This is a genomic window from Tolypothrix sp. PCC 7601 (genome assembly GCF_025677855.1).
GTDB lineage: Bacteria > Cyanobacteriota > Cyanobacteriia > Cyanobacteriales > Nostocaceae > Aulosira > Aulosira diplosiphon.
In genome coordinates this window covers 8,249,803-8,274,346 of record NZ_CP064879.1, presented here as the reverse complement: position 1 = coordinate 8,274,346, position 24,544 = coordinate 8,249,803, and the positions used below count along the sequence as shown (strand labels likewise).

23 protein-coding genes are annotated in these 24,544 nt (G+C 42.9%); 10 read left to right on the top strand and 13 right to left on the bottom strand.

The features are described 5' to 3' along the window. Positions 1 to 120 precede the first annotated feature (120 nt). The 4 genes from HG267_RS33500 to HG267_RS33485 all read right to left on the bottom strand — a co-directional run bounded on the left by HG267_RS33500 (position 121) and on the right by HG267_RS33485 (position 5,801). Positions 121 to 2,451: a TOMM precursor leader peptide-binding protein gene (locus HG267_RS33500; protein WP_045871560.1), complete on the bottom strand. Its 2,331-nt coding sequence runs from the start codon at positions 2,449 to 2,451 to the stop codon at positions 121 to 123. A 266-nt stretch (positions 2,452 to 2,717) separates the two neighbouring features. After that, complete coding sequence (locus HG267_RS33495; protein ID WP_081584057.1) at positions 2,718 to 3,476, bottom strand: cyanobactin biosynthesis PatC/TenC/TruC family protein; 759 nt, start codon at positions 3,474 to 3,476, stop codon at positions 2,718 to 2,720. 6 nt (positions 3,477 to 3,482) lie between these two features. Then, a complete protein-coding gene (locus tag HG267_RS33490; protein ID WP_045871559.1) occupies positions 3,483 to 3,713 on the bottom strand; it encodes a cyanobactin biosynthesis system PatB/AcyB/McaB family protein in 231 nt (76 codons plus the stop codon). A gap of 93 nt (positions 3,714 to 3,806) precedes the next feature. Then, positions 3,807 to 5,801: a S8 family peptidase gene (locus tag HG267_RS33485; RefSeq protein ID WP_045871558.1), complete on the bottom strand. Its 1,995-nt coding sequence runs from the start codon at positions 5,799 to 5,801 to the stop codon at positions 3,807 to 3,809. Between the two features lie 1,928 nt (positions 5,802 to 7,729). Here HG267_RS33485 and HG267_RS33480 point away from each other — a divergent pair. After that, positions 7,730 to 7,936, top strand: coding sequence for a hypothetical protein (locus tag HG267_RS33480; RefSeq protein ID WP_045871556.1), 207 nt, complete (start codon positions 7,730 to 7,732; stop codon positions 7,934 to 7,936). 79 nt (positions 7,937 to 8,015) lie between these two features. On the opposite strand, the gene HG267_RS33475 is transcribed toward HG267_RS33480, so the two are convergent. Continuing rightward, positions 8,016 to 8,828, bottom strand: a complete 813-nt coding sequence (locus HG267_RS33475; protein WP_045871555.1) for a pentapeptide repeat-containing protein — start codon at positions 8,826 to 8,828, stop codon at positions 8,016 to 8,018. Between the two features lie 105 nt (positions 8,829 to 8,933). On the opposite strand from HG267_RS33475, the gene HG267_RS33470 reads away from it, so the two are divergent. The 6 genes from HG267_RS33470 (at position 8,934) to HG267_RS33445 (ending at position 13,330) form a co-directional block, all read left to right on the top strand. Further along, positions 8,934 to 9,521, top strand: a complete 588-nt coding sequence (locus HG267_RS33470) for a phycobiliprotein lyase (RefSeq protein ID WP_045871554.1) — start codon at positions 8,934 to 8,936, stop codon at positions 9,519 to 9,521. A gap of 174 nt (positions 9,522 to 9,695) precedes the next feature. Further along, positions 9,696 to 10,262, top strand: coding sequence for a Uma2 family endonuclease (locus tag HG267_RS33465; RefSeq protein ID WP_045871553.1), 567 nt, complete (start codon positions 9,696 to 9,698; stop codon positions 10,260 to 10,262). A gap of 148 nt (positions 10,263 to 10,410) precedes the next feature. Further along, positions 10,411 to 11,142, top strand: a complete 732-nt coding sequence (locus HG267_RS33460) for a 15,16-dihydrobiliverdin:ferredoxin oxidoreductase (RefSeq protein ID WP_045871552.1) — start codon at positions 10,411 to 10,413, stop codon at positions 11,140 to 11,142. A gap of 84 nt (positions 11,143 to 11,226) precedes the next feature. Beyond that, complete coding sequence (locus HG267_RS33455; protein WP_045871551.1) at positions 11,227 to 11,976, top strand: phycoerythrobilin:ferredoxin oxidoreductase; 750 nt, start codon at positions 11,227 to 11,229, stop codon at positions 11,974 to 11,976. Positions 11,977 to 12,144: 168 nt separating this feature from the next. Continuing rightward, a complete protein-coding gene (locus HG267_RS33450; RefSeq protein WP_045871550.1) occupies positions 12,145 to 12,384 on the top strand; it encodes a hypothetical protein in 240 nt (79 codons plus the stop codon). Positions 12,385 to 12,388: 4 nt separating this feature from the next. Next, on the top strand, positions 12,389 to 13,330 hold the full coding sequence (locus HG267_RS33445) for a HEAT repeat domain-containing protein (RefSeq protein WP_317891619.1): 942 nt from the start codon (positions 12,389 to 12,391) through the stop codon (positions 13,328 to 13,330). A 34-nt stretch (positions 13,331 to 13,364) separates the two neighbouring features. On the opposite strand, the gene HG267_RS33440 is transcribed toward HG267_RS33445, so the two are convergent. From HG267_RS33440 to HG267_RS33420, 5 genes are all read right to left on the bottom strand, one after another. Next, positions 13,365 to 13,661, bottom strand: a complete 297-nt coding sequence (locus HG267_RS33440; protein ID WP_045871548.1) for a type II toxin-antitoxin system RelE/ParE family toxin — start codon at positions 13,659 to 13,661, stop codon at positions 13,365 to 13,367. Next, positions 13,658 to 13,882 (bottom strand): addiction module protein, encoded by a 225-nt coding sequence (locus HG267_RS33435; protein WP_045871547.1) that lies wholly within the window; start codon positions 13,880 to 13,882, stop codon positions 13,658 to 13,660. Before HG267_RS33435 ends, HG267_RS33440 begins: the two co-directional genes overlap by 4 nt. Before the next feature lie 208 nt (positions 13,883 to 14,090). Then, positions 14,091 to 14,834, bottom strand: a complete 744-nt coding sequence (locus HG267_RS33430; protein WP_045871546.1) for an SIR2 family NAD-dependent protein deacylase — start codon at positions 14,832 to 14,834, stop codon at positions 14,091 to 14,093. A 349-nt stretch (positions 14,835 to 15,183) separates the two neighbouring features. Continuing rightward, entirely contained in the window at positions 15,184 to 15,510 is a 327-nt protein-coding gene (locus tag HG267_RS33425) for a hypothetical protein (RefSeq protein ID WP_045871545.1), read from the bottom strand. A gap of 285 nt (positions 15,511 to 15,795) precedes the next feature. Beyond that, a complete protein-coding gene (locus tag HG267_RS33420; protein ID WP_045871544.1) occupies positions 15,796 to 16,755 on the bottom strand; it encodes an orange carotenoid-binding protein in 960 nt (319 codons plus the stop codon). Positions 16,756 to 17,122: 367 nt separating this feature from the next. Between HG267_RS33420 and HG267_RS33415 the strand changes: the two genes are divergently transcribed. Next, positions 17,123 to 17,290 carry a hypothetical protein gene (locus HG267_RS33415; RefSeq protein ID WP_155539359.1) on the top strand — a complete coding sequence of 56 codons (168 nt, stop codon included), beginning with the start codon at positions 17,123 to 17,125 and terminating at the stop codon, positions 17,288 to 17,290. A gap of 35 nt (positions 17,291 to 17,325) precedes the next feature. Here the strand turns inward: HG267_RS33415 and HG267_RS33410 are convergent, their stop codons facing one another. Beyond that, complete coding sequence (locus HG267_RS33410) at positions 17,326 to 17,511, bottom strand: DUF433 domain-containing protein (RefSeq protein WP_045871770.1); 186 nt, start codon at positions 17,509 to 17,511, stop codon at positions 17,326 to 17,328. A 154-nt stretch (positions 17,512 to 17,665) separates the two neighbouring features. Then, complete coding sequence (locus tag HG267_RS33400; RefSeq protein WP_045871543.1) at positions 17,666 to 18,433, bottom strand: TetR/AcrR family transcriptional regulator; 768 nt, start codon at positions 18,431 to 18,433, stop codon at positions 17,666 to 17,668. Between the two features lie 65 nt (positions 18,434 to 18,498). Between HG267_RS33400 and HG267_RS33395 the strand changes: the two genes are divergently transcribed. Both HG267_RS33395 and HG267_RS33390 read left to right on the top strand, forming a co-directional pair. After that, a complete protein-coding gene (locus HG267_RS33395; RefSeq protein WP_045871769.1) occupies positions 18,499 to 19,515 on the top strand; it encodes a Rieske 2Fe-2S domain-containing protein in 1,017 nt (338 codons plus the stop codon). Positions 19,516 to 19,765: 250 nt separating this feature from the next. Further along, positions 19,766 to 22,600 (top strand): poly(A) polymerase, encoded by a 2,835-nt coding sequence (locus HG267_RS33390; protein WP_228045450.1) that lies wholly within the window; start codon positions 19,766 to 19,768, stop codon positions 22,598 to 22,600. 222 nt (positions 22,601 to 22,822) lie between these two features. Here the strand turns inward: HG267_RS33390 and HG267_RS33385 are convergent, their stop codons facing one another. Further along, the gene (locus tag HG267_RS33385; protein ID WP_071989426.1) at positions 22,823 to 24,541 is read right to left on the bottom strand and encodes an ankyrin repeat domain-containing protein; all 1,719 of its coding nucleotides are present in this window, start codon (positions 24,539 to 24,541) and stop codon (positions 22,823 to 22,825) included. Between the last annotated feature and the right edge of the window lie 3 nt (positions 24,542 to 24,544).

Here is a 24,544-nt window from a genome sequence, read left to right as displayed (position 1 = left end):
TTGAGTTAATTTAGTGGGTTGACCCGTTCAGGTGGGTCAATCCTCTTCTTCAAGAGAAGAAGCCTAGAGGGGCGATATTGGGTATGTAGCGAAGTTGATCGCCCACAAACTTTAAAAAACTTAAAATGGCATCGGTGTGGGATTCATCTGATTTTCTGTGAGTGGTTCAGCTAACCATCCCAACTTCACCGGCACATCATAGAGCCGACCTGCACCAAACCGCGACCAAAAATGCCGCATTCCTGGTATGGTCACCTTGACCACATTCAAACCAATGTCTGGTCGGGTTTGATCTAAAACTAAGGTTTCTAAACCTGCACTTTGGGCAATCTCAACACAGGTCATAACATCGGTGTAAATGTCATTACTCCAAAGCTTGGGATAATCCTGGGCTGTCTTGAGAGGTTGTGTAGCATCAGGAATAAGATAGGGATGATCTGCCAATTTCGCCGTGAGTAACCAATCAGTAGCATCACTTTTTAGATTCTCATCTGTGACTTTATCCAATTCCAAACCTATTTGATTCACCTCTGTGAGAGTTCGCAAGATAGCAATAGTGGGGTCAAGGTGCGCGCCAAAGCCAAGAATCAGCCTTTCCGAATTTCCCGTTTTCCGATTCGACACCGCGACAAAAGCAGGAATCCCTAAGTCTGCTGTCAAATCCAGCACCCACAAATCACGATCATTTTGCCGATAATACTGCTGTAACTCAACAAAATACGGCTCATCAAAACTGCTTAAATCCACCTGGGGACGACGCAAGCGGTTGTACCACCACAACGCCACACTATCTCGCTCTACCAGTTCCAAAAACCCTTGTAATATTGCTTCTTCTAGGGTATTTCCTGCAGCGTTACCATTGGAATCTCCCCGACAGAAGGAATGGTCTTTGGGTAAAGGATAGTGGTAGTAGCATAAAGCTGTAGGTAGATATTTATGGGTTTGCTCCGTCAGTGACCATACTGGAGTCCAGTCAATAGCTTGGCTAGTATCAAACCTCTGGGGAATCCAATCGTGAGCCACCGTTGCTTGCTGGTTCAAACTTTCCCGATTGGCATATTGCTCATCACTAAAGCATAGAGATTTTTCTGGATGAATCGCTAAGTCTCCTAATTCCGCCAGGGTTGCCCGTTGACGAGGTTCGTCTCCCTGAAAGATACCAGAATAGCGTTCTATCGCTTCACACAAACCACTCGCCTTTGATTGGCTATCCGTCTTACCTTTGCCAGAACTCTTGTGTTTTAGAGTATTGCGTAGACCTCGCAGAGATGTGGCACTACCAAAACTATGCCCCGCCCGGTATGTATGTACAAATGGATTAGCTGGGTCAGATATCCGCACCAATTCCGTTACCACTCCCGTGATTGGGCTAATCAAGTGCTGGTATTTCTGCACAGTGTTTTCTGGCGTAGTGGCACGATGACCACCATCATGGGTAAAGTTTTTGCGGCGTGATTCTAGTTTGAGTGGTTCAAATCCTCGCCGTTGCAAAATTTTTGGGTCGCCACAGGTTGGACATTGCTGACGCTTAATCAAGATATGATTTTTCAATTCCAGAATCGTCTGGTTGAAGGTAATAATCTTGCCGTCAAGGGTAGGGAAGCGGGCTGTTCCTGGTGCAATGCTATTGACATGTTGCTTAACAATCCACTTAGCAATCTCGGTAGCCGCAAACTGTAGACCTGTTTGCAGAGTAGATGGTAGGGTTGCTCGTGCTGTGGGCAAGCTGCCCAGCAGCTGTCCTGACTTTCCATTGCGTCCTTGCTGCGCCTGTTTTTGCCGCAACACCGATGACTCGACTTCGCGGTTGCCCCGTAGTCGGTGGGCAAGACAACTCCAACAACCCGTTTCTCCGGGAACAAACACTGGCCCCAGCCACAGTAAACTACCCACTGGCTTCACCAGCAACCAAGTTTGTTGACTTTTCAAGGCTTCCTGGTTAATAGTAGCTAGTTCTGGCTGCAAATAATCATCGGTTAAGACAATATTGATGGCTACAGATGAATCTGCATCTTGAGCGTTCTGTACAGTAATGCCTATATCTCTGAGGGCAGTGGTCAGAGCAGCAACAGTGACTTGGCTAATATTGTCACCTACGGCGGTCAGCTTGACTGACTGCTTTAGACCCTGTGCAGCAACGGGTGGTGCAATTCCTAACTCTGTCCAAAATGCCGCTACTTCCGGGGATAGATCCGGGGTTGCTTCAGTAAGATAACCTTTTTCCGCCAGACGGTCAAGCACATAGTCAATATATTCTGGTGGCACTTGCCCATCTAGCTGTTCAACAATCTGCTCAATGGTATGTTGACCATCCAATAGCGGCACAATTTGACAGTAAAGCTGTCCAGTGAGAGCATGATTGCCTTGCTCACCAAGCAGATACACTTGCTTTGGTTCGATCACCTCGACATGGAAGTGCGGCTTAATTTGCAGCAGGGTGTTGGATTGCATAGAGCGAACGGTCATTGATGAAGTGGACGATAATGAGGCTGGGATAAGAGGGAAGGACTTCCAAATAAAAAAATAACCAATCCAATCGCTAGGAGTAGCGAGGGAAGCAGAGGAAAAGAAAAAATTTGCTCAATATCTTCGCCCTTGCTGATTGAATAATTTAATTTCTGGAAGTCCTGGAGCAGAGGAGAAAAAGTAGACAAGGTAGGTTTTTACCTAAAGCTATCTTTTGGTTTCTGATTTCACTACTTCCTACTTCCTAATGATTAAGCCCAGATGCGACCCCGACGGTAAGATTTGCTTTGCTTATCAGGGGCTTTCGCTGTTTTTCTGGCGTATTCCCACCAGTAGGAATAATCTTGTAGCCCAGTTTGAGAGGTAGGCACATAAGATTTTTTCTCTTCAGGGGGGGGAGGAGTTTCGGCTGGTGGTGTTGTCTGTTTTTTAGCCATAGTTTCCGCAGTTTCGTTGAGTGGTTGGGGTATTGGGGTTAATCCCTGGGGTGTGGTAGGGGTAGAGAGGTTTGGCGATTTATGGGTAAAAATGACTGCTTCTAGTTTGAGGTAGTCGATCCGATGTGCGCCATCTCCTAGCGCAGTCACAGTAGTCAGGGTGAGGGTATGTTGCCCAGGGCTAAGGGCTGGTAAGGGAGTTTGGGTTTGGGTATATTTGCTTGACCCTGACCCCACAAGTTCGGTGACTGGTGCTCCATCTACCCATAGGGTGTCAACTTCTGAGCCGAAAAAGTTGTAAACAAGTGTAAGTTCCCCTGGTTTGTAGCTTTGGGTGAGCGTGAATTGAATATTCAGCTTTTCAGTGGCAAACAGTTCCTTACCTTTATGCTTAGGTTTGGTTTTGCGACCTGGCGCTACAAGTAATGAAGGTAGAGTCGGCTGGTTGATTGGGTCTGGATCTGACCCAATAATGTAAGTAAATTCACTGTGCCAGCTACCTTTCTGGGAAAATTCTTGACCACCCTTACCAAGCTGACCAATTTGCCAGAGGGTTTCAGTGGTTGGCGACATGGTGAATTAATAAAAGCTGCCCATACCAGCAAAACCGCCCCAGCCCTGGCTAGAGTGCATCACTTGGTTAAAACTGCGGTTAGCAAACGCTGCGGGGTCGTTATAGTTAGCAGCATGGAGTAGATCCATCCGAATACTTACTAAATCCTCTGGACTACCATTTTCCAGATCCACGCACAGTCCTGGCTGAATGAAATGAGGACGTTTGAGGGGGGGAGATAAAATCGGAAGCCGCATGGTTGGGATTCTCCGTATATATAAGGTAAAAAATTAGCTGTTTTGCTGAGAGTGCAGTTACAAAAAGCACTCTTACGCCAATTATATTGCCCTTTAATACGGTGAAGACCAAGAACGCACTTCGCCCAAGGTAACAGGAATCAAGTCACTGACATCAATTGTGAAGCGGAAAATCTTCTTGGCACGACGGCTGTTTTCTGGGTCGAAGAATTTCAATTTCACATCCCAACAATCACTATCTACACGACAGAAGGGACTTTTCTCTACGGTAATGCTGTCGAGTTCCATACCTACAGCTACAGCTTGACTGAAGGTTTGAGCTGCTTGGAAGGCGTTGGTGACGGCAAAGTTAAGGGCGCGGTCTTGAGATGTTGTTCCTAAGTTGCGGAGGTCGTAGTAAATGCGGTTGAGGAAGCCATCTAAGGTCTTACGGATGGTTTCTTCATCAGCTGCTCCAGTTTCAGCTTGCACTGCAGCTAGGGCGGCACTGACTAAGTTGTTAACTTTCCAACCATACAGACCGCGAGTGCTTTGGGGTTCAATTACAGGAACTACTTGACCAGAAAACAGTTTGACGGTGCGTCCGGTGAGGATACCAGGTATGCTGACGCGCTCAACATATTCGGCATCGCTTTCTGGTTGGATTTGACCTGCCAAGAGTTCGTGCAGGGCGCGGTAAGATTCAGCCGCAAAGGGGCCACTGGGGTCGATCGCATAAACTGGGGTAAGTTCTATATTCAGTGTCCAAATTAGCGATCGCGCTTCGGAAATATTATTGTCTAAGTAATCCACCATTTGACGCGCATCGTAGGGATTCGCTGGCACCATCACCCCACTGCCTAGATCAAAGGGAGGCATTAATTGCTTAAATGAGTCTCTACGAGCTTCTGTACCAAAGTCGTAACCCAGTGTTCCTAAGGCGTAGACTAGACGACCAAGATCGGCAAGTTCGCTAGGAGCTTGGCTAGGGGTGACGGAGTTAGCGGTGAAGTTAGGCATAGTTGATTGTTGGTTTACTGGGATGGGAAATGATTGGATTAATTCTTGTAAGTTGGGAGTATTGCTGGGGATAGACCCAACAGATCCAGAGCTAGTTGCAGGTTGCCCTGATGTGCTAGCCACTTCTGTGGTACTGCTTAAGCCACCACCACAACTACAACCAGCAGTTTCCACTGCCGACGCACCAACTGATGTGAATTCCTCAGACATCTTTCCTCCTTTTAATAACGTTATGGCTCCAGGAATATTCAGTTTACCTGCCAGACACCGTTTGTCCTCTTCTGTCAAGTCTGCATCGCAGGGTAAAGCACTCTGCAACAACAGTTGACGAATTTTATGGGGGTCAGGGGTTTCTCCCTGCTCTCGTTGAAGACTCAGCAGCATAGCTGCTACACCTGAGACAATAGGAGCAGCAAAGCTTGTACCACTGAGGCGCTGAGTACCACCACCAACTTTAGCTCCTGGGATATTCTCACCAGGAGCAAGAATACCTTGATTTTGATAGGTTTCACCCCAGTTGCTAAAATCCAGTGGTTTACCATTCGCATCCATCGCTCCCACCGCTAGTACAGAGGGTAAAGCAGCAGGCACATGCAAGCAATTGCAACCATTGTTACCAGCTGCAGCGACGAGTAAAACATTGTTCTCTTGGCACAGACGGACAGCATTTTGTAGCCACCCATCAGATTCGCCATATTCGGTCAGTTGACCTCCACTGATATTGATGACGTTTGCACCAGCATTGATGGCTTGTTCAATTCCCCGCGCTAAATCTAGTTGGGTAGCCCGACGGCGATCATCAGCGAAGACTGGCACAATTATCCCCTTGCATTGGGGTGCGATTCCCTCTACTGGACTGCCCGGTTGCCCAAAGATAATGCTGGCTACATGAGTACCATGAGCAGACATACTGCCATCAATCTGAGCATCTTCTTTAACCAAACTGGGCAAACACTTTAAGTCTGCGCCTTGGAAGCAAGAATGAGCTAGGTCAACAGGCCCATCCAAAATTGCTACGCAGATTTGGGAATCACCAAGGCTTTTTGCCCATAGTGCTTGCATTCCTGCTATTTCTCTGGGATCTGGCATTGAATTTGAGTAAAGGGGTAACAGGATAAGAGAGCGATCGCAATTTTCTCAGAACAAGGTCATCTCACTTTTTGGACTAGGTTCCCCAACCATAAAATCAATAATATCTTTACCATCCAGCAAGATAATTACTTGACTTTTAAATGTATGGTCACTCTCCTTTAAACGCGGAGTCGAACCTCGTCTCTTAATGGATTAGGTCTAAATGATTTCAATTAACAAGTTGCCAATCCTCCAACAAAATCAGGCAATAGAAACGTCTTTCCCTCATTTAATGGATTAGGTCTAAATGATTTCAATTAACAAGTTGCCAATCCTCCAACAAAATCAGGCAATAGAAACGTCTTTCCCTCATTTGATGGAGTAGGTCTTAATGATTTTAAGTAACGAGTTGCCAACACTACAACAAAATCAGGCAATAGAAACGTCTTTCCCTCATTTGATGGAGTAGGTCTCAATGATTTTAAGTAACAAGTTGCTAATATTGCCGCAAAATCAGGCAATAGAAAACGTCTTTTCCTCATTTGATGAAGTAGGTCTAAATGATTTCAATTCACAAGTCGCCAATCCTACAACACAATAAGGCAATAGAAACCGTCTTGCCCTCATTCCATTCACTAGGGGTAATCGTCTCTCCCTAGATGCGGATTGTGGGAATTTTTTTTTCAATTCAATCTACATACATCCAGCTTTAGGTCATGAAACAATCAGTTACCGAATCCAATCAATCGGCAATACTGAGTTATTTATTATATATTCTCCATCAATCAGATATAAACCTTGACGAGACAAAGCTTGTATATCTTTTTTCAGAGAAGTTTATTAGCTCTTTGCAATACTTTCTTAAAGTAAAAGCGCTATTGCAACTATCCCAAGAATCACAAATAACATTGTTTCTTGGTAAATATATGCATTTATACTTTACCTCTATATGCGTGTTTTTCATGCAGATTGTGCTGAAAAACACAATTTTCTGCTTGTTGAATACAATCCTATTATTCAATAAAAAATTCAAGGACATTTAATATCAATTTACAATCATGCTTATAGCTTGATTTTATGGCATGAATACATGATAATAAACGATTACTCATTTTTCTGTACTTTCTCCTATTCGTGAGAGTTTAGAAGAAATGCAAATTGGTCAACAAGAGTAGGAAAAGAAAATCAATCCATTTTGGTGAGTACTTTCCGCAAGGCTTTGACCGTGCCGATTTTAGATTGCCGATTTTAGATTTTTTGGTTCATGCTCCGTCCCTAGTGGAGCCACTCTCGTGGGCGGGTTTCCCGACTTGAGCGGACTGCCGTGGGAACCCCCCTTCAGGTGAATCCTTCGGATACGCTACGCGAGCGCTAGTCGCCTGTAGAGGGAAACCCTCCCGCAGCGCTGGTCTCACCGCAACGCACTGGCTCCTCAGCACTTTCAAGTCAGCTATTCACGCCAGGTTTTGGCACAACCAAACATGAAAATCTGTCTTTCCCATGCCCCATGCCCCATGACGGCAGTTGCTCCACTTGGGGAGACCCCAAGACCGCACTGCCTCCCCAATGCCCCATGCCCATTTTCAAGCTAGAGGGCTAAATAAAAAACGACAACTCCATCGCCAGACGGAGAAGAAAACTATGCAATACTGCTCGGTTAAGGATTTTCAACTCGGAATTTGGTTTGGGGAAAAGGTGAAAGGGTAAGGGTTAAAGGTTTTTTCTTGTCCCTTTTCCCCTTAACCGACAAGTATTGGAAAACTATGTCTTTGAGTTGTACCTAACTCAGTAATGGCTACCTATAATTTATTCATGCTTTACAGCAACTCAATCGAAAAGTCTAGCAAAATTGTAGCAATTTTGACATTAATTAATATTAGGACTGGCAGAATTGGGAAAGAGCAAACTGTAACTCAGTATTTTTGTTTGCAACAGAGGAGAAATCAATGGCTGAAATTCCTACTGGCGGTCAAATGCTCTGGAAATTGGAAGGAGACGATCGCGCTTTGTACCTGCGGCATAATTCGTCAGAGCCTTGGCGGCCGTTTGAGGAATTTCCGCAGTATGTTCTACCTGACCCCCAAGGATTTTCTAAAGGTATTGCTACCTTTCTCGCTTTGCTGAAAAAGGATTGGACAGCGATTAAATCATAAGAAGGGAACAGGGAACAGGGAACGGGGAACAGGAGATAGGTTTGAATTGTTTGTTCTCTTTGTTCCCATCATCAAAATTTCATACAGATATACTTTCCAGACTGGCGCGTGTGGTACGACGGGTTAAAGCATGAGGTGTATCTAGCTCTTGTGCAGGTTGACTAAGGAGGCGCGATCGCATCTCATCAGTTAGCCCCTGAACATGGGTAAAGTCTGCGCCTGCAATGCTTTCCATCTGCTCGAACTCAACGCCAGTCAAGTCTGCTGCTCTTAAATCTGCTCCTGCTAAGTTGGCTCCATTTAACCGCGCATTGCGTAAAGATACTCCAGGTAGCCAGGCTTTGCGTAAGTCAGCCTGAGTTAGCCGTGCGCCCTGAAGATTAGCCCGAGTTAGATCGGCCCCACCTAAATATGCTCCCAACATACTTGCACCCTGCAAATCAGCATGACGTAAGTTAGCTGTATTCAGCTGGGCACCATTCAAATAGGCATTTGGCCCAATCGCTCCAGAGGATTTGTAATTAAAGCCTTCAGGAAACAAAGTTTGGCTATCATATCTTGCACCTAGTAGCTTAGTGGTGGTCAAATTAGCTCCGCGTAAGTCTGCACCACTCAAATCGGCTCGGTACAGACAAGCTCCCTCTAAATTGGCATCCTTTAAAATTGCTTGGCACAAATCCGCTGCTCGTAAATCAGCACCACTGAGATCTGCTGCACTCAAATCTGCTTTACTGAGATTCCCCCGAATCAAAGTAGCTTGATGCAAATTGGCTCTTTGTAGTTCTAAACCACTAAGGTTGAATTGATATAAATCTTTCTGGATGAGAGCAACCCCTGCCTTGAGGACAGCCAAAACCTCTTGGGGTGTCTTATGAGTCTCCCTGCTGATCATGGATTGAAATCATGAGATTATTTAGGGTATTGTACCGCGACCTATCTACACTCAATAAAAAGGATGAAGTGTGAAGTGAGTTCGCACTTCATTAGAGGAGCAGTTATGCCTTTTGTACAACCAATGACCATGATGGAGTTTTTTCACAAGAGTGAAGGAGTCTGGTTTACCCAGCGCACGGTGCATCACTTTGATGCAGTGGCGGATCAGTCAGGAGAATCAAAGCTTTATGTGCAAGTAATTACACTCGACGATCCACGGGTGAAAACAATTTGCGAATCTCAAGGTATCGATCCAGCTAGTGCGAAGGGAGGCGCTAGCTTTATGTGGCAAGAACACGACGACGATCGCGAACCAAATCCGGATCAAGCTGCTGTCTTAATTGATGTCCCAGATGATGAGACTGGGCGATCAGGAAAATTGCTACGGAACCAAGGCTATGTAGAAAGAATTCCAGTAGTTAGCCGTTACTGGTTTGGACAAGATGGTATTTTGACCATCGATACTGAATATGAAACCAACCAAGGTCAAGAACGCTGCTGGTTTATGACCGATGATTTTCGGATACGTGTAAGCACGGTAAGAATGATGAATGGAGTATATTTAATGACTTACTGTTCGGAAAGACGCTATTTGACAGAGGCGAATTTAGCCCAAATGGTACAACAAAATTTATCTAGAGCTTCATCATGATTGTCAATAGATAATTGGGAACAAATGTACAGCAGGTTAAAATTGAAAAAGCACTTTATTCCCCTCATATTCAGAAAAATCATGATATGCGAGTTGGGAATTTTCCCACAGATTTTAGAAGTTTTAGGACTTAATTATGTAAAAAAATAATTCTAATTTGAGGATGCGATCGTAATGGTACAAGCTACAAATACAATATTTACCTTAGAAGAGTTTCTTAAACTACCAGAAACTCAGCCTAGCCTAGAGTATATCGACGGACGAATCATTGAAAAACCTATGCCTCAAGGAAAACATAGCACGATTCAAGGAGAACTATGTCCGAGAATCAATTCTGTTGTAAAAGTCCAAAAGATGGGTTGGGCTTTTCCAGAATTACGCTGCACATTTGGTGGACTTTCTATAGTTCCTGATGTTGCTGTATTCTCCTGGGCAAGGCTTCCTGTAGATGAAAATGGTGATATTGCCAATACATTCACTATCGCACCTGACTGGATAATCGAAATTCTTTCCCCTGAGCAAAGCCATACAAAAGTTACAAAAAAAATCTTACATGCTCTCAACCACGGTACACAAATGGGATGGTTAATTGACCCTGATGAACGATTCATTGCCGCTTATCCTGCGGGAAGACAACCTATACCGTTTGAAAATAGTAATGTTGTTTTGCCAGTACCAGATTTTTGTAGTGGGTTAGAGTTGACCGTAGGTGAGATTTTTGGGTGGTTAAAAGTGAGTTGATCATTGGAATGGCGATCGCATCCTCTAGGTATTGCACTATGCACCTGCGGCTAACGTTAAGGATCGTTACTTTGTTTAACATATTCGAGACGGCGAATTTGTGAATCCCGTATTCTCTGGGATTAAGGCAAATTAGTCTCTAACTTTTATGTATAAGTGCTTCCTTGAGCATCTGGAACAATCGCTTTTGCAACGGTTTACATTGGAGAGTCGCCCCATTCCCCCAGGACTAGACTATCAGGTGAGCGATCGCGGCAGAAATCCCGCCACAATTCAGAGTTGGTGCTATCAATGTCCAGAGTTGCGGAAAATTCGCTATACATACATCGACGCAGGTGCAAGCGCCCAGATTATGAATAGTGTGATTTATCCCAGTCATCACTATGATTTGCCCTTACTCGGCATTGACTTTCTGTCATTTGGTCAGGTGAAGAATCTGATTGTGATGGATTTCCAGCCTTTATTTCAAGATGAAGCCTATTTGAAGAAGTATATCCATCCATTGCAGACCTTGCATGATAAGTATCCAGACTTAGCACAAGGCTTAGAAATGAAATTTTATGATGCTAATCAATACTTTTCAAAATATCTGTTGTTTGCCAAAACCGATCCAGAGACAGTGAAAACCAGAGTATTTGAGGCATTTAAAGACTATCTAAACCTTTACTGGCAGATGCTAGCCCAAGCTGAACCTCTAATTGATCAGTCAGACATTCAACGGATTGTCAAAGCTCAAAAAGACTACGATCAATATAGTGCCGATCGCGATCCGGCATCTGGTTTGTTTAGTAGCTACTTTGGACATCAATGGTCAGAGCGATTTTTGTATGAATTTTTGTTTGAAGATGCTGTGCCATTAGCAACTGTTGTAGCCAAATAGGAATTTACATCTATATCCTCCCAAAATAACTTTGGTGATATTTAAATTTTGAATTTTGAATTTTGAATTCGGAGCGAAGCGAAGTTGACTCTCTATCAGCCATTTTTAGATTATGCGATCGCGCTTTTGCAAGAACGGTTGAATTTGCAGCCTTATCCCATCCCCACTGGATTTGAGTCTAAGCAAGCAACAGTGGGCAAAGGCAAACATCAAGAGGAAGTCTTAACTACTAGCTATGCTTATCAAAGTAGCAAACTCCGGCAAATTCGAGCCGCCCATGTACAAGGTGGTAAATCACTTCAGGTATTAAATTTCGTGATTTTTCCCCACCTGAATTATGATTTACCCTTCTTTGGTGGAGATTTAGTGACTTTACCCGGAGGACATTTAATTGCCCTCGATATGCAACCCCTATTTCGGGATGATTTGGACTATCAGGCAAAATATACCCAGCCTATTCTGCCAATTTTCCAGACACATCAGCAGCATCTACCTTGGGGGGGCGACTTTCCCGAAGAAGCCCAACCCTTTTTCTCTCCCGCCTTTCTCTGGACGCGCCCGCAGCAAACTGAGCTAGTAGAAACTCATGTATTTGCAGCCTTCAAAGACTATCTAAATGCCTATCTAGATTTTGTTGACCAAGCGCAACCGATAACCGACTCTAAACATTTAGCAGAAATTGAACAGGCGCAACTGCGTTATCTCCGCTACCGCGCCGAAAAAGACCCAGCAAGGGGAATGTTCACCCGTTTTTACGGTACTGAGTGGACAGAAGAATATATCCACGGCTTTTTGTTTGATTTGGAAAGAAAGCTCACATCAGCTATCAAATAAAGCAAAAACTCCAGGGCTAGAAATTAATAAGAGAATCAGCAAACAAATCTCCAATGCCCAATGCCCAATGCCCCATGCCCATTTTCAAAAAGTTTTGTTTGTTGGTAACTGAATCTGAGAAAATCTAACAAGGGTATTTTAAATCTAATTTTAGGAAGCACAATCAAGATGACTGATACTACAGAACTCACTGCAAACGCTCCAGCCAGCTCTGAAGAACTGAATTTAGCGATCGCAGAATTGGAAGAATATCGGGAACGTCTAGTTAACGATACCTTGTCAATGGCACAAAAAGCTAAAGTGATGAAGGCACAAGCACTTGCTAGTCTAGAACCTCAGCTGGCTCAATTAGACGCAACTCTTGAGTCTCTACGCCAGCAGCAGTCTACGCTGACATCTGGTAATTAGAGGATTGAAAAATAGCGGTGATAAGGAATTTGTGATGAGTCAATCACTCAACTCAGAAGCTCCAACAGAGGAAGATCCCATTCTGCGAGTGCAAGCTGAAAATGATGCTTTGGTTGAGAGGGTAAACGAGCAGATTACACTCGAAACCTTCGATGCTACAGATAAAGCAGTTCTCAAACAACTCGTGGAGGGTTTAGGAGATCCACGAGGATTGGTGCGACTGCGGTTTGCGGAAACCTTGGGTGAAATTGGTGAACCAGCAACGCCATTTCTCGTAGCAGCATTGGCAAATCATGCCAATGTAGTCGTACGGAGAGCTGCTGCTAAGACACTCACGATCATCTCAGACCCTCGCGCTGTACCAAACTTGCTTGATGCTTTTCTGAATGATGAAGATACAGTAGTCAGAAGTTCAGCAGCTGGAGCGTTAGCGAGAACAGGAGAAGCGTCTGTACCAGCATTACTAGAAATTCTGGCATCAGACAAACATCCACAAGATATTAAAGGTCATGCTGCATGGGCGTTGGCGTTTATTGGCTCGGAAGCAGCAGACTATCTATATCAAGCATTGAACGCCGCCTCTTTAGATGTGCGATGTGCTGTCATTGGTGCTCTCGGTCATGTGGCGCAAGAGCAGTCAGATGAAAAGTCCTGCAACCTGTTGGTTTCTGCCTTAACCGATCCAGAAGCGCTGATTCGCACCGAAGCCGCCGCAGCCTTGGGACAAGTTAATTATCCTCCCTCTGTACCGCATTTAATTCTGGCAATTCATGATACCGATTTAGATGTGAGGAAAGCCGCAATTAATTCACTTGGTAAAATTGGCGATCGCGCCGCTAATAAACCATTACAAGCGCTACTTAATGATGAACAGGAAGTAGTGCGCGTTTTGGCGAAATTAGCGATCGCGCAAATTGAACGTCAATCCGAAGAAGATGATTGGTAACAAGATATCTTGCTGATCTGCTGTATAGGGGTTGCTAGGTTCGTGTCTGCCAAGATGTTGGATCACGCCGACCATGAAAAATGGCGATCGCAATGACCCGACTCGATACAACCCGATAATATACAGCGTAGGGAAAGCGCTGGATTACTGCCCGTCGAATGTCTCTATATACAACTGCGTAAGACTCTGGCATTTGGCAAATTCGATTGAGCATTTCGTCCACACAGTCCAAAAACTCGTCACCCAGCCCTGGCTGTTGGCTTTCGTACCAAGTATAAGCTTCATCTAGTTCTTCGCGAACCTCTGGACGAAATACTAATGCATAATTCATCGCTGTCTTTTAACAGATGCTTTGATGTCTTCCCAAGTTAATACATTATCTGGATTCTTTTCATAGTCCTCAATCCGATAATCAAGCTCCCGTTTTTGCGCTTGGGTCAATTCAGGGTAAGCTTGCTCGGCTGCAATGCTATCCCAGATTGCTTGCACAAGACGAATTCGCTCTTCAACACTGAGGGCTGCAATTTCATTCAATGTAGCCGTAATGTCCATGCAGAGTAATTTAAATTTAGGAGTAGGCGATACACTCTCAATATAGCGGACAAAGTTTTATCCATCAAAGAGAAATATTGTTGAGCGATCGCGCCGCTAATAAACCATTACAAGCGCTACTTATGATGAACAGGAGGTAGTGCGAGTTTTGACGAAATTAGCGATCGCGCAAATTGAACGTCAATCTGAAGAAGATGATTGGTAATGATTAATGAGGTGTAATATCCATATTAAAAAGTAAAGGCAAAAGTTCTTCAGCACGACCTAAATACTCTTCTTGAAAGTAAGGATTTTTAGGTTTCATCGGTTCTAGATTGATGAATATGGTTCTAGCACCCACATAATTTGCCGAACGTACAAAGTTGGCTGCTGGCCATACAGTTCCTGATGTACCTATGGCAATAAAAAGGTCACAATCTCGTAAACTTTGCTTGGCAAGCCACTCTTGCTTAACTGGTATTTGCTCGCCAAATAGCACAATATCCAAACGTAATGGAGAATTACAAAGCTGACAAATAGGTAACAAATCTGTGTGGGGATGTCTGTCTAAATAAGGAGCCAAGCTACAAGTTGGATTACTACACTTTGTATAATTAACGTTACCATGCAGTTCAATAACATTACGGCTACCTGCACGTTGATGTAATCCATCAATATTTTGAGTAATTAAGGTAAATTTTTGGTTGGGAGACAATCGCGCTTCTAAATTAGTTAGTGCTAGATGAGCTGCGTTGGGTTGAGCAGTTTCTAATTGGCTCCTCAGTTTACCAAACAGTTGCCAGATGGCTAAGGGATTAGTTTCAAGAACCGAAATATCGGCAGACTCAAAAGGATTAATCTCGTTCCATAAGCCGCCTTGACCGCGAAATGGTTGAATCCCAGATGCGGCTGATACCCCAGCCCCTGTGAGAACAACAATATTACGGTAGTCAGAAAAATCTAGAGATTGCATTGACTTTGCCAGATAATTTTTAGGTAAAAATTATACAAGCTTCAAATAAGGAGTTAAAAGAATGATTTGCTGCTTTTGGAGCGATCGCACCCCATAAGATACAGTTACAGGCGGTACTCCATGAGTTTGCTATTTCACTATTTTGCCTTGAAATCATCTATAGCAAATAGTAGATTATTGGGCAGAGCTCAATACAAAATGAGATCAGTTTGACATACCCATCAATAAATCAGCGCCAAACGAGATGAATCTGGCGATCGCTCTTAATTATTGCTTATCAAAAACTCTCCGCGTCCCCATGTCTACCTCCCTGCATCAGCCCTAATGCCAGACTTGATATTACTAATAGCTACATCCGTGAAAGAGAGCCAATCTTAGTAAGTTTATCCTGATCCAGCCCCTTGAGTTCATCCAGATGCAACCATCCCTGTTTAATCAGAGTTGCAAAAACAAATACGAGAACTGAATAGTTGTAATCATACTTGCCATCAATCTCGTGTCTTTTGGCACTCAGAAAGTTATGCAACCGCCAGATATCTTCCAATTCGGAAATCTGAACGGCGTTGTCGCGAACGTCCTGAATCAGGGCGTTGATTTCTCGCTCGTATGCTTTTTGAAAGGCGGCTTGAGCAACTTCTTGTTCTAAATCAGACCAACTAACTTCGTTTACCTTCATGCTCCCATCCCAAAATACTCTCCTCCAAGAGAGCAAATTCACTTCATAAGGGAACTCCAAAAAATAAATTATTCCGTTAAAGTCGTTAACGGTTGACAGTTCACAGTTAACCGTCAACCGTCAACAATAGCAATGGAATATTTTTTACTTGGAAGTCTCTAATACAATTTTTGATAGTGTACTGCGTCAGACCGCAGATTTATCATTGGTGGAGGTGTAGAGCTTTGCCCTCTGCGAGGATTGATCACCCTATCACCTCATTTCCTAAGTCTGTTTCTTCTAGTACTAGCGAACCAAATTCAGTAACTCTTTGGGAGATGCTAGTAAGTCTATTGCCACAAAGAAGATTTTATTCTCAGGAGTTAGCAAGAATCTCCAAGCCATATTCATACCCACACTAGCTCCAAACCAGGGAGTTTGCACTGTACCTGTAACTTTGATCTGAGTGTAACCATCCTCTACGGCTTCAGACACACCTCGCTGTGGTATTAACTTGAGGTTCTGACAATCTTCTCGGAAAAACCGATAGACTGCTTCCTTACCTGCGATCGGTTTTTGAAAGGGAGGTTGCAGCGCACCATCGGGAGTGAATAACTCAATCAACGCATCAAAGTCGTTGGCATTTAAGTTATCCATATAACTCAGGATGGTTGGATTATCTATCCCCTCGATAGTGACAGGAGTCCGTTTAGCCATTTCTTTCGGCGGAGCCACAGGTTCACTAACCTTGGTATAACTGCCCAATTTGCTGGGATCATACCCCATATCAACTACAGAATTACGCAGCACGGTAATTTGCTGTCCTGCATCTAGCTCCCTAATTGCTTGCAGAACTGCGGCTGCATTTGCTGATAGTCGATAACCTTGTGGAATAGGAGCTACAATACCCTGCTCCATCCACTCTGCAAGCCGATACCAAAAACCAAGTTTGATGTTTACAGACCAAATTGCATAGGTACGGCAAATGGGCGTATCAGCACGGTTTGCTAGGTCACACATGACCTGAGTTTGTTCCTGGAAAGACATTTGCTTGAGTTCATTCAAGGTGTTTTCTGCAAATACCATATTTGCAGCGCCAGGAGCAGCGATGGTAATCGTTTTACCCATTTCTAGGTAAGCAAACCAGATGAGCGCTAGCTGATCCTCAGCACTCAGTTGGTTGAAGCGAGCAATGGTTGCGGGGACTGAATCGGCAGTCAATGTTTCGGGAAAGATACCGCGAGCTGAATCGATGGTAAACGGCATAAGTGAACCTTAATTAAGAGTTTATGGATGATCAAGCTCAACGCTTAACTGACGTTTACAGCTTTATTTGTGTAAATCTATTTAGTAGTATTAACTATTTGCAACAAAAAGTAAAGAAACTTAATAAATTTTTGTGTCGGTCAAGACAGTAATTGCAGCATCAAGCCTAGCAGTCATATCTTGTGAGTGATTGATTTGAAGACAGCATAAGGAGCTAATACGCCCTTGCGGTTTCCCAACTTGTAGCGACTGGCATCTCAGAGGATCAAGATAGGGTTTTCTAGTTTCTGCATAGATGCAGGAATTATCACTGAATCAGGCGGATATGCTTGTAAAAGCCGGAAATTAAACACTATTCCAGGGTTTTATGTCCAACTTTCAGTTTTTACATGGTGATGCGATCGCACCAAGCAAAGGCGTGTCTTTGTTGGTTTCAGGCAATAAAGCCCTTAATTATAGGGAAATTTTGCGGTACTACTTTGTTGTGGAAGTTAAAAGAATGATTTGCTGTTTTTGGAGCGATCGCACTCCATGAGATAAAGTTACAGGCGGTACTCAATAAGCAGATATTTAAGATCTAATTAGAGCAGCTTCCACTTGAGTTTTGGTGAGTTCGTATTCTTGCATAACTTCTTCTTTGTTCATACCACCAGCTAGAGAACCGATGATAATAGAGATGGGAACACGGGTTCCAGTAATGACAGGTGTGCCGTGGTGGATGGCAGGATCTACAGTGATATGTGGGGCAATTTCCATCGCTACTTTCTCAATGTTTGCTATTTCACTATTTTGCCTTGAAATCATCTATAGCAAATAGTAGATTATTGGGCAGATCTCAAGACAAATTGAGATCATGTTGACATACCCATCAAGAAATCGGCCCTAAACGAGATAAATATGGCGATCGCTCTTAATTCTCCACAAACTGTTTACCACAGTCCTTACAGAGATAGCACTGTTTCCCCCGTCGATAGCCATTTTTAGACAATTGCTGTGATTGACAATGAGGACATTTCATTACTTTCATTACAGGACTCAACCGACTATCGCCCACATATGGCTCTAAATACGACACCAACAAATCCTCAATCTGCTGTACTAGTTGTTGGCGATGCTGTTGATCGGGGTTACGCAGTGCTGACAAAATCAGAGCATTACTGCTGTGAACACAAACCTCTGCTAACAGATGACATTGCACCTCACTTAAATTTGGATTTCTTGGCTGTAAAAGACTTGAAGTAAAGTCAATTGCTTCCTGAGTCATACTGTCATCAATCGACTGGAAAACCTCACGTTTCATATAAAACTGCACAAACACTACCCGTGATACAGGATGCTCAAACATCTCCGTTACAGCCGTTACAAGCCTATGTACCATTTGCCTCAGAGGTAAAGCGATAATTTCTGGTGTGTTTAGCTGTGCCCATAAAACCTGAACTCGCTCGATATGACGTAATTCCATTGCATGAAAAATGGCAGCTTTATCAGGAAAAAACTGATATAGAGAACCGATCGCTGTCCCGGCTTTTGCTGCAATCAGATGAGTAGTAGCCGCTTCATAGCCCATCTCATCAAATACAGCCGCTGCTGCATCTAAAATTTTTTCGACTCGTTCTTTACCTCGCTGCTGTTTGGGTTGACGACGAAGATTACTTGACAAATGTGAATGTTCTGTCATATTTTAGAAACACGACGGATATTTCACAATTTTATAACTTGCTTGCGGAGAACTCTATGGAGTCTATGCTTCCTGGTGCGCCCTGGTTGTTAGCGCACAAGTCTATGCTGGCAGTGAATCAACCCCAGAAAATATCTTTGTATGGTGCTGACTATGTGATGTGGAAGGATGGGAATGGAGACATCCATGCGTTACCTAACGCTTGTCCACACATGGGTGCAATGCTATCAACCGGATGGTGTGAAGCCGAAAGCGATAGCACAAGTACCGTAGTTTGCCCGTTTCATGCGCTGAAATTTGATAGTTCAGGCTGCACTATTTTACCTGGATCGAACAAGAAAACATTACCGCTACTCAAACCCTTAGAACTCATCATTCAAGGGGATTTTATCTGGTCTTACGGAGGATACGAGCCAAAAATACCTATTCCCAGCGTACTGAATGACATTGCCAATCATTACGACTTTATTGGGCATACCGCAGATAGAAGCGTAGAGACAGATCTACTAACTATGTTGCTGAATATGCACGATTACAATCATCAAAATGGCACCCACCGGGAATTGTTTCGGATTACCGAGGTGAATTTTCATCAATTTATTGATCATGGGCATCACTCCCATGCCTTTTATGATATGCCTGCAGCCCCCTATAGTTTACTAGAAAAGCTGAGAAAACCAGATTTATTTTTGCTACCAACCACCATTAAGGCGCACCTGGAAAATCATTTCCCTGCTTTTGTGATTTTTCATGGAAAAACACCGTTAGGTAAAGCAGCGCAATGTCACATCTTTGTACCAGAAGCCGAGAATCGGACAAGAACTTACTTATTACTATTTGGTCAAGCCAAGCACCCGGCTTTTAAGGTATTAGGCAACACCTATCTTAAATTTGGCAAGGTTGTAGTGGATCAAGATGCAGATATTCTCAGCAAAATTTATCCAGATACACCTCAGAAAATTAAACTCAATAATGAAGTGGGTATGGATTGGGTACGCCGTAATTTTGCCAGCTTTCCTGATGTAGTTTCGCCTCAACTATCTATGCAGCGTCACACCGCAAATATAGTTGACAGGGTTTGATCCATCAATTAGGAGGTAGTAAGAGTTTTGGTGAAACTAGCGATCGCAGTTTTGGCATTGCCGCACCTTGTGAAGTATAATGTATTATGAAAGTAATACATTGAAAACCTACGGTAAAAGTATATGTAGTCCCTCGTCTCAATCAAATTCGGTGCAAGTGGCGAATGTTAACTTGCTTAGTTGTTTAATTTCGTCACGAAATTATTTGATTACAGAAAAAGGGAATATGTCAAAATCAGAAAAGAAAAAAATGGCAACCAGTCGCGAGGTTTACCATCGCATTATCTGGGACGAGCGTCTTAATAGCAGTGCTTTTGTTGTCGGTTATCAAGAACGCCTTGCATCTACAGGAATCAGAGAAAAACCTCTAACCCAATGGGCGACAGATGGGGATATACCTTGGCATCGCATCCGCTATATCCGTTGCCAAGACGTGGTTGTTTGGGATCGGGAACAGCATTTAGATTTAATTTCCAGTGGAGAGTTACCTGCGGCGGCGTGGAAAAGCGAGACTAGAGAAAATACAGGGGAAAAAGTTATCACTGTATTAGATAGTACCGTAATATTTACTCCGCGACCCGTTTATAAATACGATATCCAAGGTTGGCAACTAAATACACAAAAAGCCGCAGCCGTCGATTTAGAAACTTTGACAATTGCTAGTTTTAACGTGCTTTGTGACCTCTACGACAAGGAGAAAATCGCAACTGAAAAAAGATTACCAGCAATTGTTGAGCAGTTACGTCAATGTAACGCAGATATCATCGCCATCCAAGAAGCGACACCAGCTTTAGTAGAGTTACTTTTATCGCAAACTTGGGTACGCAATTATTATATTTCGGAATCCAGCACAGCCGAAAAAGTGCGACCTTACGGTAATTTATTATTGTCGCGTCTGCCTTTTACACTCGTTGAACATCAATTTTCTGGACACAAGCGGGTATTGGTAGGGAGTTGTGAAATTAACGGTCAATTATTGCACATTGCAGTCGTGCATTTAACCAGCGATTACGCTCAAAATGCCCTAGAAAAACGCCAACATCAGCTATCTACCATAGTTGCATATCTGCAAACTCTACCAGGAAATAGTTTAATAGCTGGTGACTTCAATACGCGAGGGAACGAACAAGAAGAGATATTAATGGGTGCTGGATATGTCGATATCTGGCAAAAACTACATCCAGATGCAGCAGGTTATACATTTGACCCGCAACGCAACGCCTTAGCGGCGTTGATGAGTTTAACGGGAATACCAGTTAGGCTCGATCGCATTTTACTGCTCAATCCAAACCATGATTGGCAAGCGCAGTCAATTAACTTATTTGCTTGTGAACCCATAGCAGATACAGAGGGGAAAATTTATCCATCAGATCATTTTGGTCTGCGTGCAGTTCTCAGAGCAAAAAAACAAGGAGAAACAGAAACTAAGCGACGTACACAGAAGCCTGTATTTCTCAATCCGAGTGATGTGTCTTCTCTATCTACAGTCCGCCCAGTTTATCAAAGTACCTTAGCCGACTTCCAAACATTTACACACCGCAAAAGTTCTACAGCATGGTTGCGTCCTGTTGTCCAGCCAGAAACCGCATTGCATGAGTTACAAACAGTATTGCAAAATCTGTTTCCCCAATGTAACGAACAAAGCAGCAAAACAAAAGCAGGTTTTACACCCCACCTCAGCGTCGGACAATTCCCCAGTCCGGAAGCGGCTTTGGCTGAGTTACCGCAATGGCATCCAGTTAGTTTTACAGTTGACTCTATCGCCTTAATTAGCCGTCGCGGTGATGAGCCTTTTGCCGTGAGACATATTGTCTATTTGGGAGAAAGCGGAGTCACCCATTCTTCCGAATTGTGGGAGTTAGTTAACAACTTGGAACCAGAACTAACTCCAGCACAGCAATTACCGCGTGACACCGTGTTAGAAGTGGTGACTCAAGCTTGTGCAGAATGTTTGGGTTTTCAACCCTCAATACAGTTATTGGGTTCGGCGCGTCTTGGCGTACAAAGTCCCGACAGCGATTTGGATGCTGTGTGTGTGATTCCCACTTATTTATCTGGGGAAGCTTTTCTAGTTAGCGTCCAACAACGATTGCAAGGATTGTGCCACACTCAACTAGTATTAGATGCAAGAGTCCCAGTACTGCGCCTGCAATTAGAAGGGATATCTTTAGATTTACTTTATGCAAGGACAGAAAACTACCAATTGGCGAGGAAAAATCCGCAAAACCTTGACCCAATTAGCTTAAAAGCTATTGTTGGTTGTTGGGAAGCAGATTTAATTACTGAGGTAGTTAGTAAATATGTATCGCTTGACACCTTCCGCCAGCTATTGCGAGCAGTACGCGCCTGGGCTAAAGCCAGAGATATTTACAGCAATGCTTGGGGTTTTCTGGGTGGTTTCTCCTGGGCTTTACTCTGCGCTTATTGTTGTAAATCTGACAAAAAATCAGAAACAAGCCTAGATAAATTACTGACTAAATTTTTCCAAATTTTGCACCATCATGATTGGCAACAGGCTATTGCACTTACGGATGTAGGTAGACAATATCAGGTACAATCACCACGAGACTGGCTACCTGTAGTCACATCAATAGAACCATGTCAGAATACTGCGCGTAATGTCACCCGTTCTACTGCACAGATAATCCAAAGCGAATTTGCTAGAGGTGCAACACTGACTGAGCGAATTTTAGCAGGTGAAGAAAAGTGGACAGCTTTATTTAAACCAATCGAGCTACACCAAGAATCAGAGATATTTTTGATATTAAAGGTGAGTAATCAAGATGAGCATGAGCTTGGAAAATGCTGCGGTATTTTAGCAGGTTACATCATTAGTTTAATTATTCAGCTTGAGCAACTCGGTATCTTTGTGCGACCTTGGACAGGTATGCAAAAGATGCAGAATACTGCGCGTTTAGTATTAGGTTTACATCTTGCTGCTGATTGTCAAAGCACTACCGTAGAACAGTTGGCGAGAGATTTTTTATCACAGTTAAATTTTCAAAATACTAGTTTTGATGTGATGATATCTCATGATAGTTCTTTAATTACTGATAAAAATTCTAGTATGAACTGGAGGCTCTAACTATAGTTATGAGTTTATGTCTTTTAGTTTACATTTTGGGTCACCGACAATTATGCCAAAACTTCTACCATTCTGAAAAAAGAACGCGACAGTAGGTAAGGGCACGGCACCTGTAAGATATTTGATATGCCAAAATATTGTGGATGCCGTGCCCCTACAAAGATTTTATCTGTCGCAAACATTATTTGAATTGGTATTAGGTTAAAGCTATATTATCAAGAATTAATTATTTTGAATAACCCGACTCCAAGTGAAGTTGCTTAAATCTAAGAAGTAATCATTTAAATTATCTATATATTCTGAATCTTCTTGCTGAATTACCAACAATTTCCCGCCACTAATATAAATTTTACCTGGTTCTCTATAGTAAGCTTTGTGATGGCTAATCCAGCCTGGTTTATCGCCAGTAGTTTCTACTTTTTCTATTTTGAAAGTATGAGAATCTAATCGATAAACGGGAGTTTCATCGGATATGGCTGCATTAGCATATCCTAAATTACCAATAATATATATGTAGTCGCCAACTAAGGTAGCAGAGTGAAAATCTGTTGGCGGAAACACATCTTGAGGATAACCAAAAATCTGGAAGCTGCCATCAGGTTGGTAAACTACAACATCGTTATATATACAGAAATCAGGGTCATAATAGTCTTCATGTTCGCCAGCAATTTCTATAATTCTGCCATCTGGTAATTGTGTAATAGTTCTGCCAAAGCGTTGATAGCACCAGCCTTTATCTTGCCAATTCTCAGTATCGTTAAAAATATTTTTTGCTGCATAAGCAGAACAACCTTCATAAATCATCGCTTGCCAAAAAGGTATGTCCATTAACTCTGGATTTGTTTTGCCAAAGCGCGGATGTTTGCCAGCAAAATATTGCTCTGGGGATAATTTTGATAATGAAAATTTATTGTTGTCTATTTTGGTGAGCGATCGCCGTATATTATCGTTAATATCGCTCAAATTTTCCCCTGCTATCACTAACATTCTGACAATATCCAGATGATTAGCGACTTTAATAGCTGTATTATTGTACTTATCGATTCTGCCAGGATTTACCCCAGCCTCTAGTAAAATTTTGACGCAATCAGTGGCGCTCAGTTCTGCTGCCATCATTAACGCAGTGTTCTCAAAATCATCAGTGGCTTCAATATCAAATCCCTCAGCAATTAGCCACTGTAAGATATCGTGCCGATTGTTTTCTATGGCATACATTAATGGGGTTTTTCCAGAGATTCCCACATCATTGCGGTTTGCTCCCATTGCTAGCAGTAATTTTGTTTTTGCTAGTTCACCCACTTGAATACTTAATAAAAAAGGGGTTCTCTGCCAACTATCACACACATCTTGTTGTGCGCCTTTTTCTAGCAATAACTTTACTTGTTCCAAATTGCCAAAAACTATAGCGTGCATTAATTCTGTCCATCCCAATTGCTCTGGATTAGCACCTGCATTTAATAGTAATTGGACAGCATCAAATCTTCCTAAATGAGCAGCTACTTTAATAGCAGTCTCACCATAGCTACTTCTGCCATTAACAGTAGCACCTCTAGATATAAGTAAATTTAAAATCGAGATTAAATTTTGATCATGCAAAATATCTCGACCATACATTGCTTGAATTAAGACATCATATCCATTTTCTGTTTGATAGTTAATATCCGCTCCCGCATCGAGAATAAATTGGACTTTATCTATATTTCCTGACTGCACAGCCAAGTCAAGTACAGTATGTTCAGATTCTGGTTCAATCGCATTAACATTTGCGCCATGTTCTACAAGGAAACGCAGCATATCTATGCCTGCATCAGAGCTACTAACTGCAACCATTAATGGCGTTTTCTGAAAATCCTCTTCTAGAGAATCAATATCAACACCATTGCTAATTTCGTTTGCAACTCCGGCAATATCTCCCTGCTGTGCATAAAGATGAATTTGCATAAT

Excerpts from the sequence above, each read along its gene's own strand:
- HG267_RS33390 (WP_228045450.1), top strand. The coding sequence starts at position 19,766 with ATGGCAACCAGTCGCGAGGTTTACCATCGCATTATCTGGGACGAGCGT.
- HG267_RS33395 (WP_045871769.1), top strand. The coding sequence starts at position 18,499 with ATGCTTCCTGGTGCGCCCTGGTTGTTAGCGCACAAGTCTATGCTGGCA.
- HG267_RS33490 (WP_045871559.1), bottom strand. The coding sequence starts at position 3,713 with ATGCGGCTTCCGATTTTATCTCCCCCCCTCAAACGTCCTCATTTCATT.
- HG267_RS33450 (WP_045871550.1), top strand. The coding sequence starts at position 12,145 with ATGACTGATACTACAGAACTCACTGCAAACGCTCCAGCCAGCTCTGAA.
- HG267_RS33500 (WP_045871560.1), bottom strand. The coding sequence starts at position 2,451 with ATGCAATCCAACACCCTGCTGCAAATTAAGCCGCACTTCCATGTCGAG.
- HG267_RS33410 (WP_045871770.1), bottom strand. The coding sequence starts at position 17,511 with ATGGAAATTGCCCCACATATCACTGTAGATCCTGCCATCCACCACGGC.
- HG267_RS33485 (WP_045871558.1), bottom strand. The coding sequence starts at position 5,801 with ATGCCAGATCCCAGAGAAATAGCAGGAATGCAAGCACTATGGGCAAAA.
- HG267_RS33435 (WP_045871547.1), bottom strand. The coding sequence starts at position 13,882 with ATGGACATTACGGCTACATTGAATGAAATTGCAGCCCTCAGTGTTGAA.
- HG267_RS33465 (WP_045871553.1), top strand. The coding sequence starts at position 9,696 with ATGGTACAAGCTACAAATACAATATTTACCTTAGAAGAGTTTCTTAAA.
- HG267_RS33495 (WP_081584057.1), bottom strand. The coding sequence starts at position 3,476 with ATGTCGCCAACCACTGAAACCCTCTGGCAAATTGGTCAGCTTGGTAAG.
- HG267_RS33415 (WP_155539359.1), top strand. The coding sequence starts at position 17,123 with ATGTCCAACTTTCAGTTTTTACATGGTGATGCGATCGCACCAAGCAAA.
- HG267_RS33420 (WP_045871544.1), bottom strand. The coding sequence starts at position 16,755 with ATGCCGTTTACCATCGATTCAGCTCGCGGTATCTTTCCCGAAACATTG.
- HG267_RS33425 (WP_045871545.1), bottom strand. The coding sequence starts at position 15,510 with ATGAAGGTAAACGAAGTTAGTTGGTCTGATTTAGAACAAGAAGTTGCT.
- HG267_RS33400 (WP_045871543.1), bottom strand. The coding sequence starts at position 18,433 with ATGACAGAACATTCACATTTGTCAAGTAATCTTCGTCGTCAACCCAAA.
- HG267_RS33430 (WP_045871546.1), bottom strand. The coding sequence starts at position 14,834 with ATGCAATCTCTAGATTTTTCTGACTACCGTAATATTGTTGTTCTCACA.
- HG267_RS33470 (WP_045871554.1), top strand. The coding sequence starts at position 8,934 with ATGCCTTTTGTACAACCAATGACCATGATGGAGTTTTTTCACAAGAGT.
- HG267_RS33460 (WP_045871552.1), top strand. The coding sequence starts at position 10,411 with ATGTATAAGTGCTTCCTTGAGCATCTGGAACAATCGCTTTTGCAACGG.
- HG267_RS33480 (WP_045871556.1), top strand. The coding sequence starts at position 7,730 with ATGGCTGAAATTCCTACTGGCGGTCAAATGCTCTGGAAATTGGAAGGA.
- HG267_RS33385 (WP_071989426.1), bottom strand. The coding sequence starts at position 24,541 with ATGCAAATTCATCTTTATGCACAGCAGGGAGATATTGCCGGAGTTGCA.
- HG267_RS33440 (WP_045871548.1), bottom strand. The coding sequence starts at position 13,661 with ATGAATTATGCATTAGTATTTCGTCCAGAGGTTCGCGAAGAACTAGAT.
- HG267_RS33475 (WP_045871555.1), bottom strand. The coding sequence starts at position 8,828 with ATGATCAGCAGGGAGACTCATAAGACACCCCAAGAGGTTTTGGCTGTC.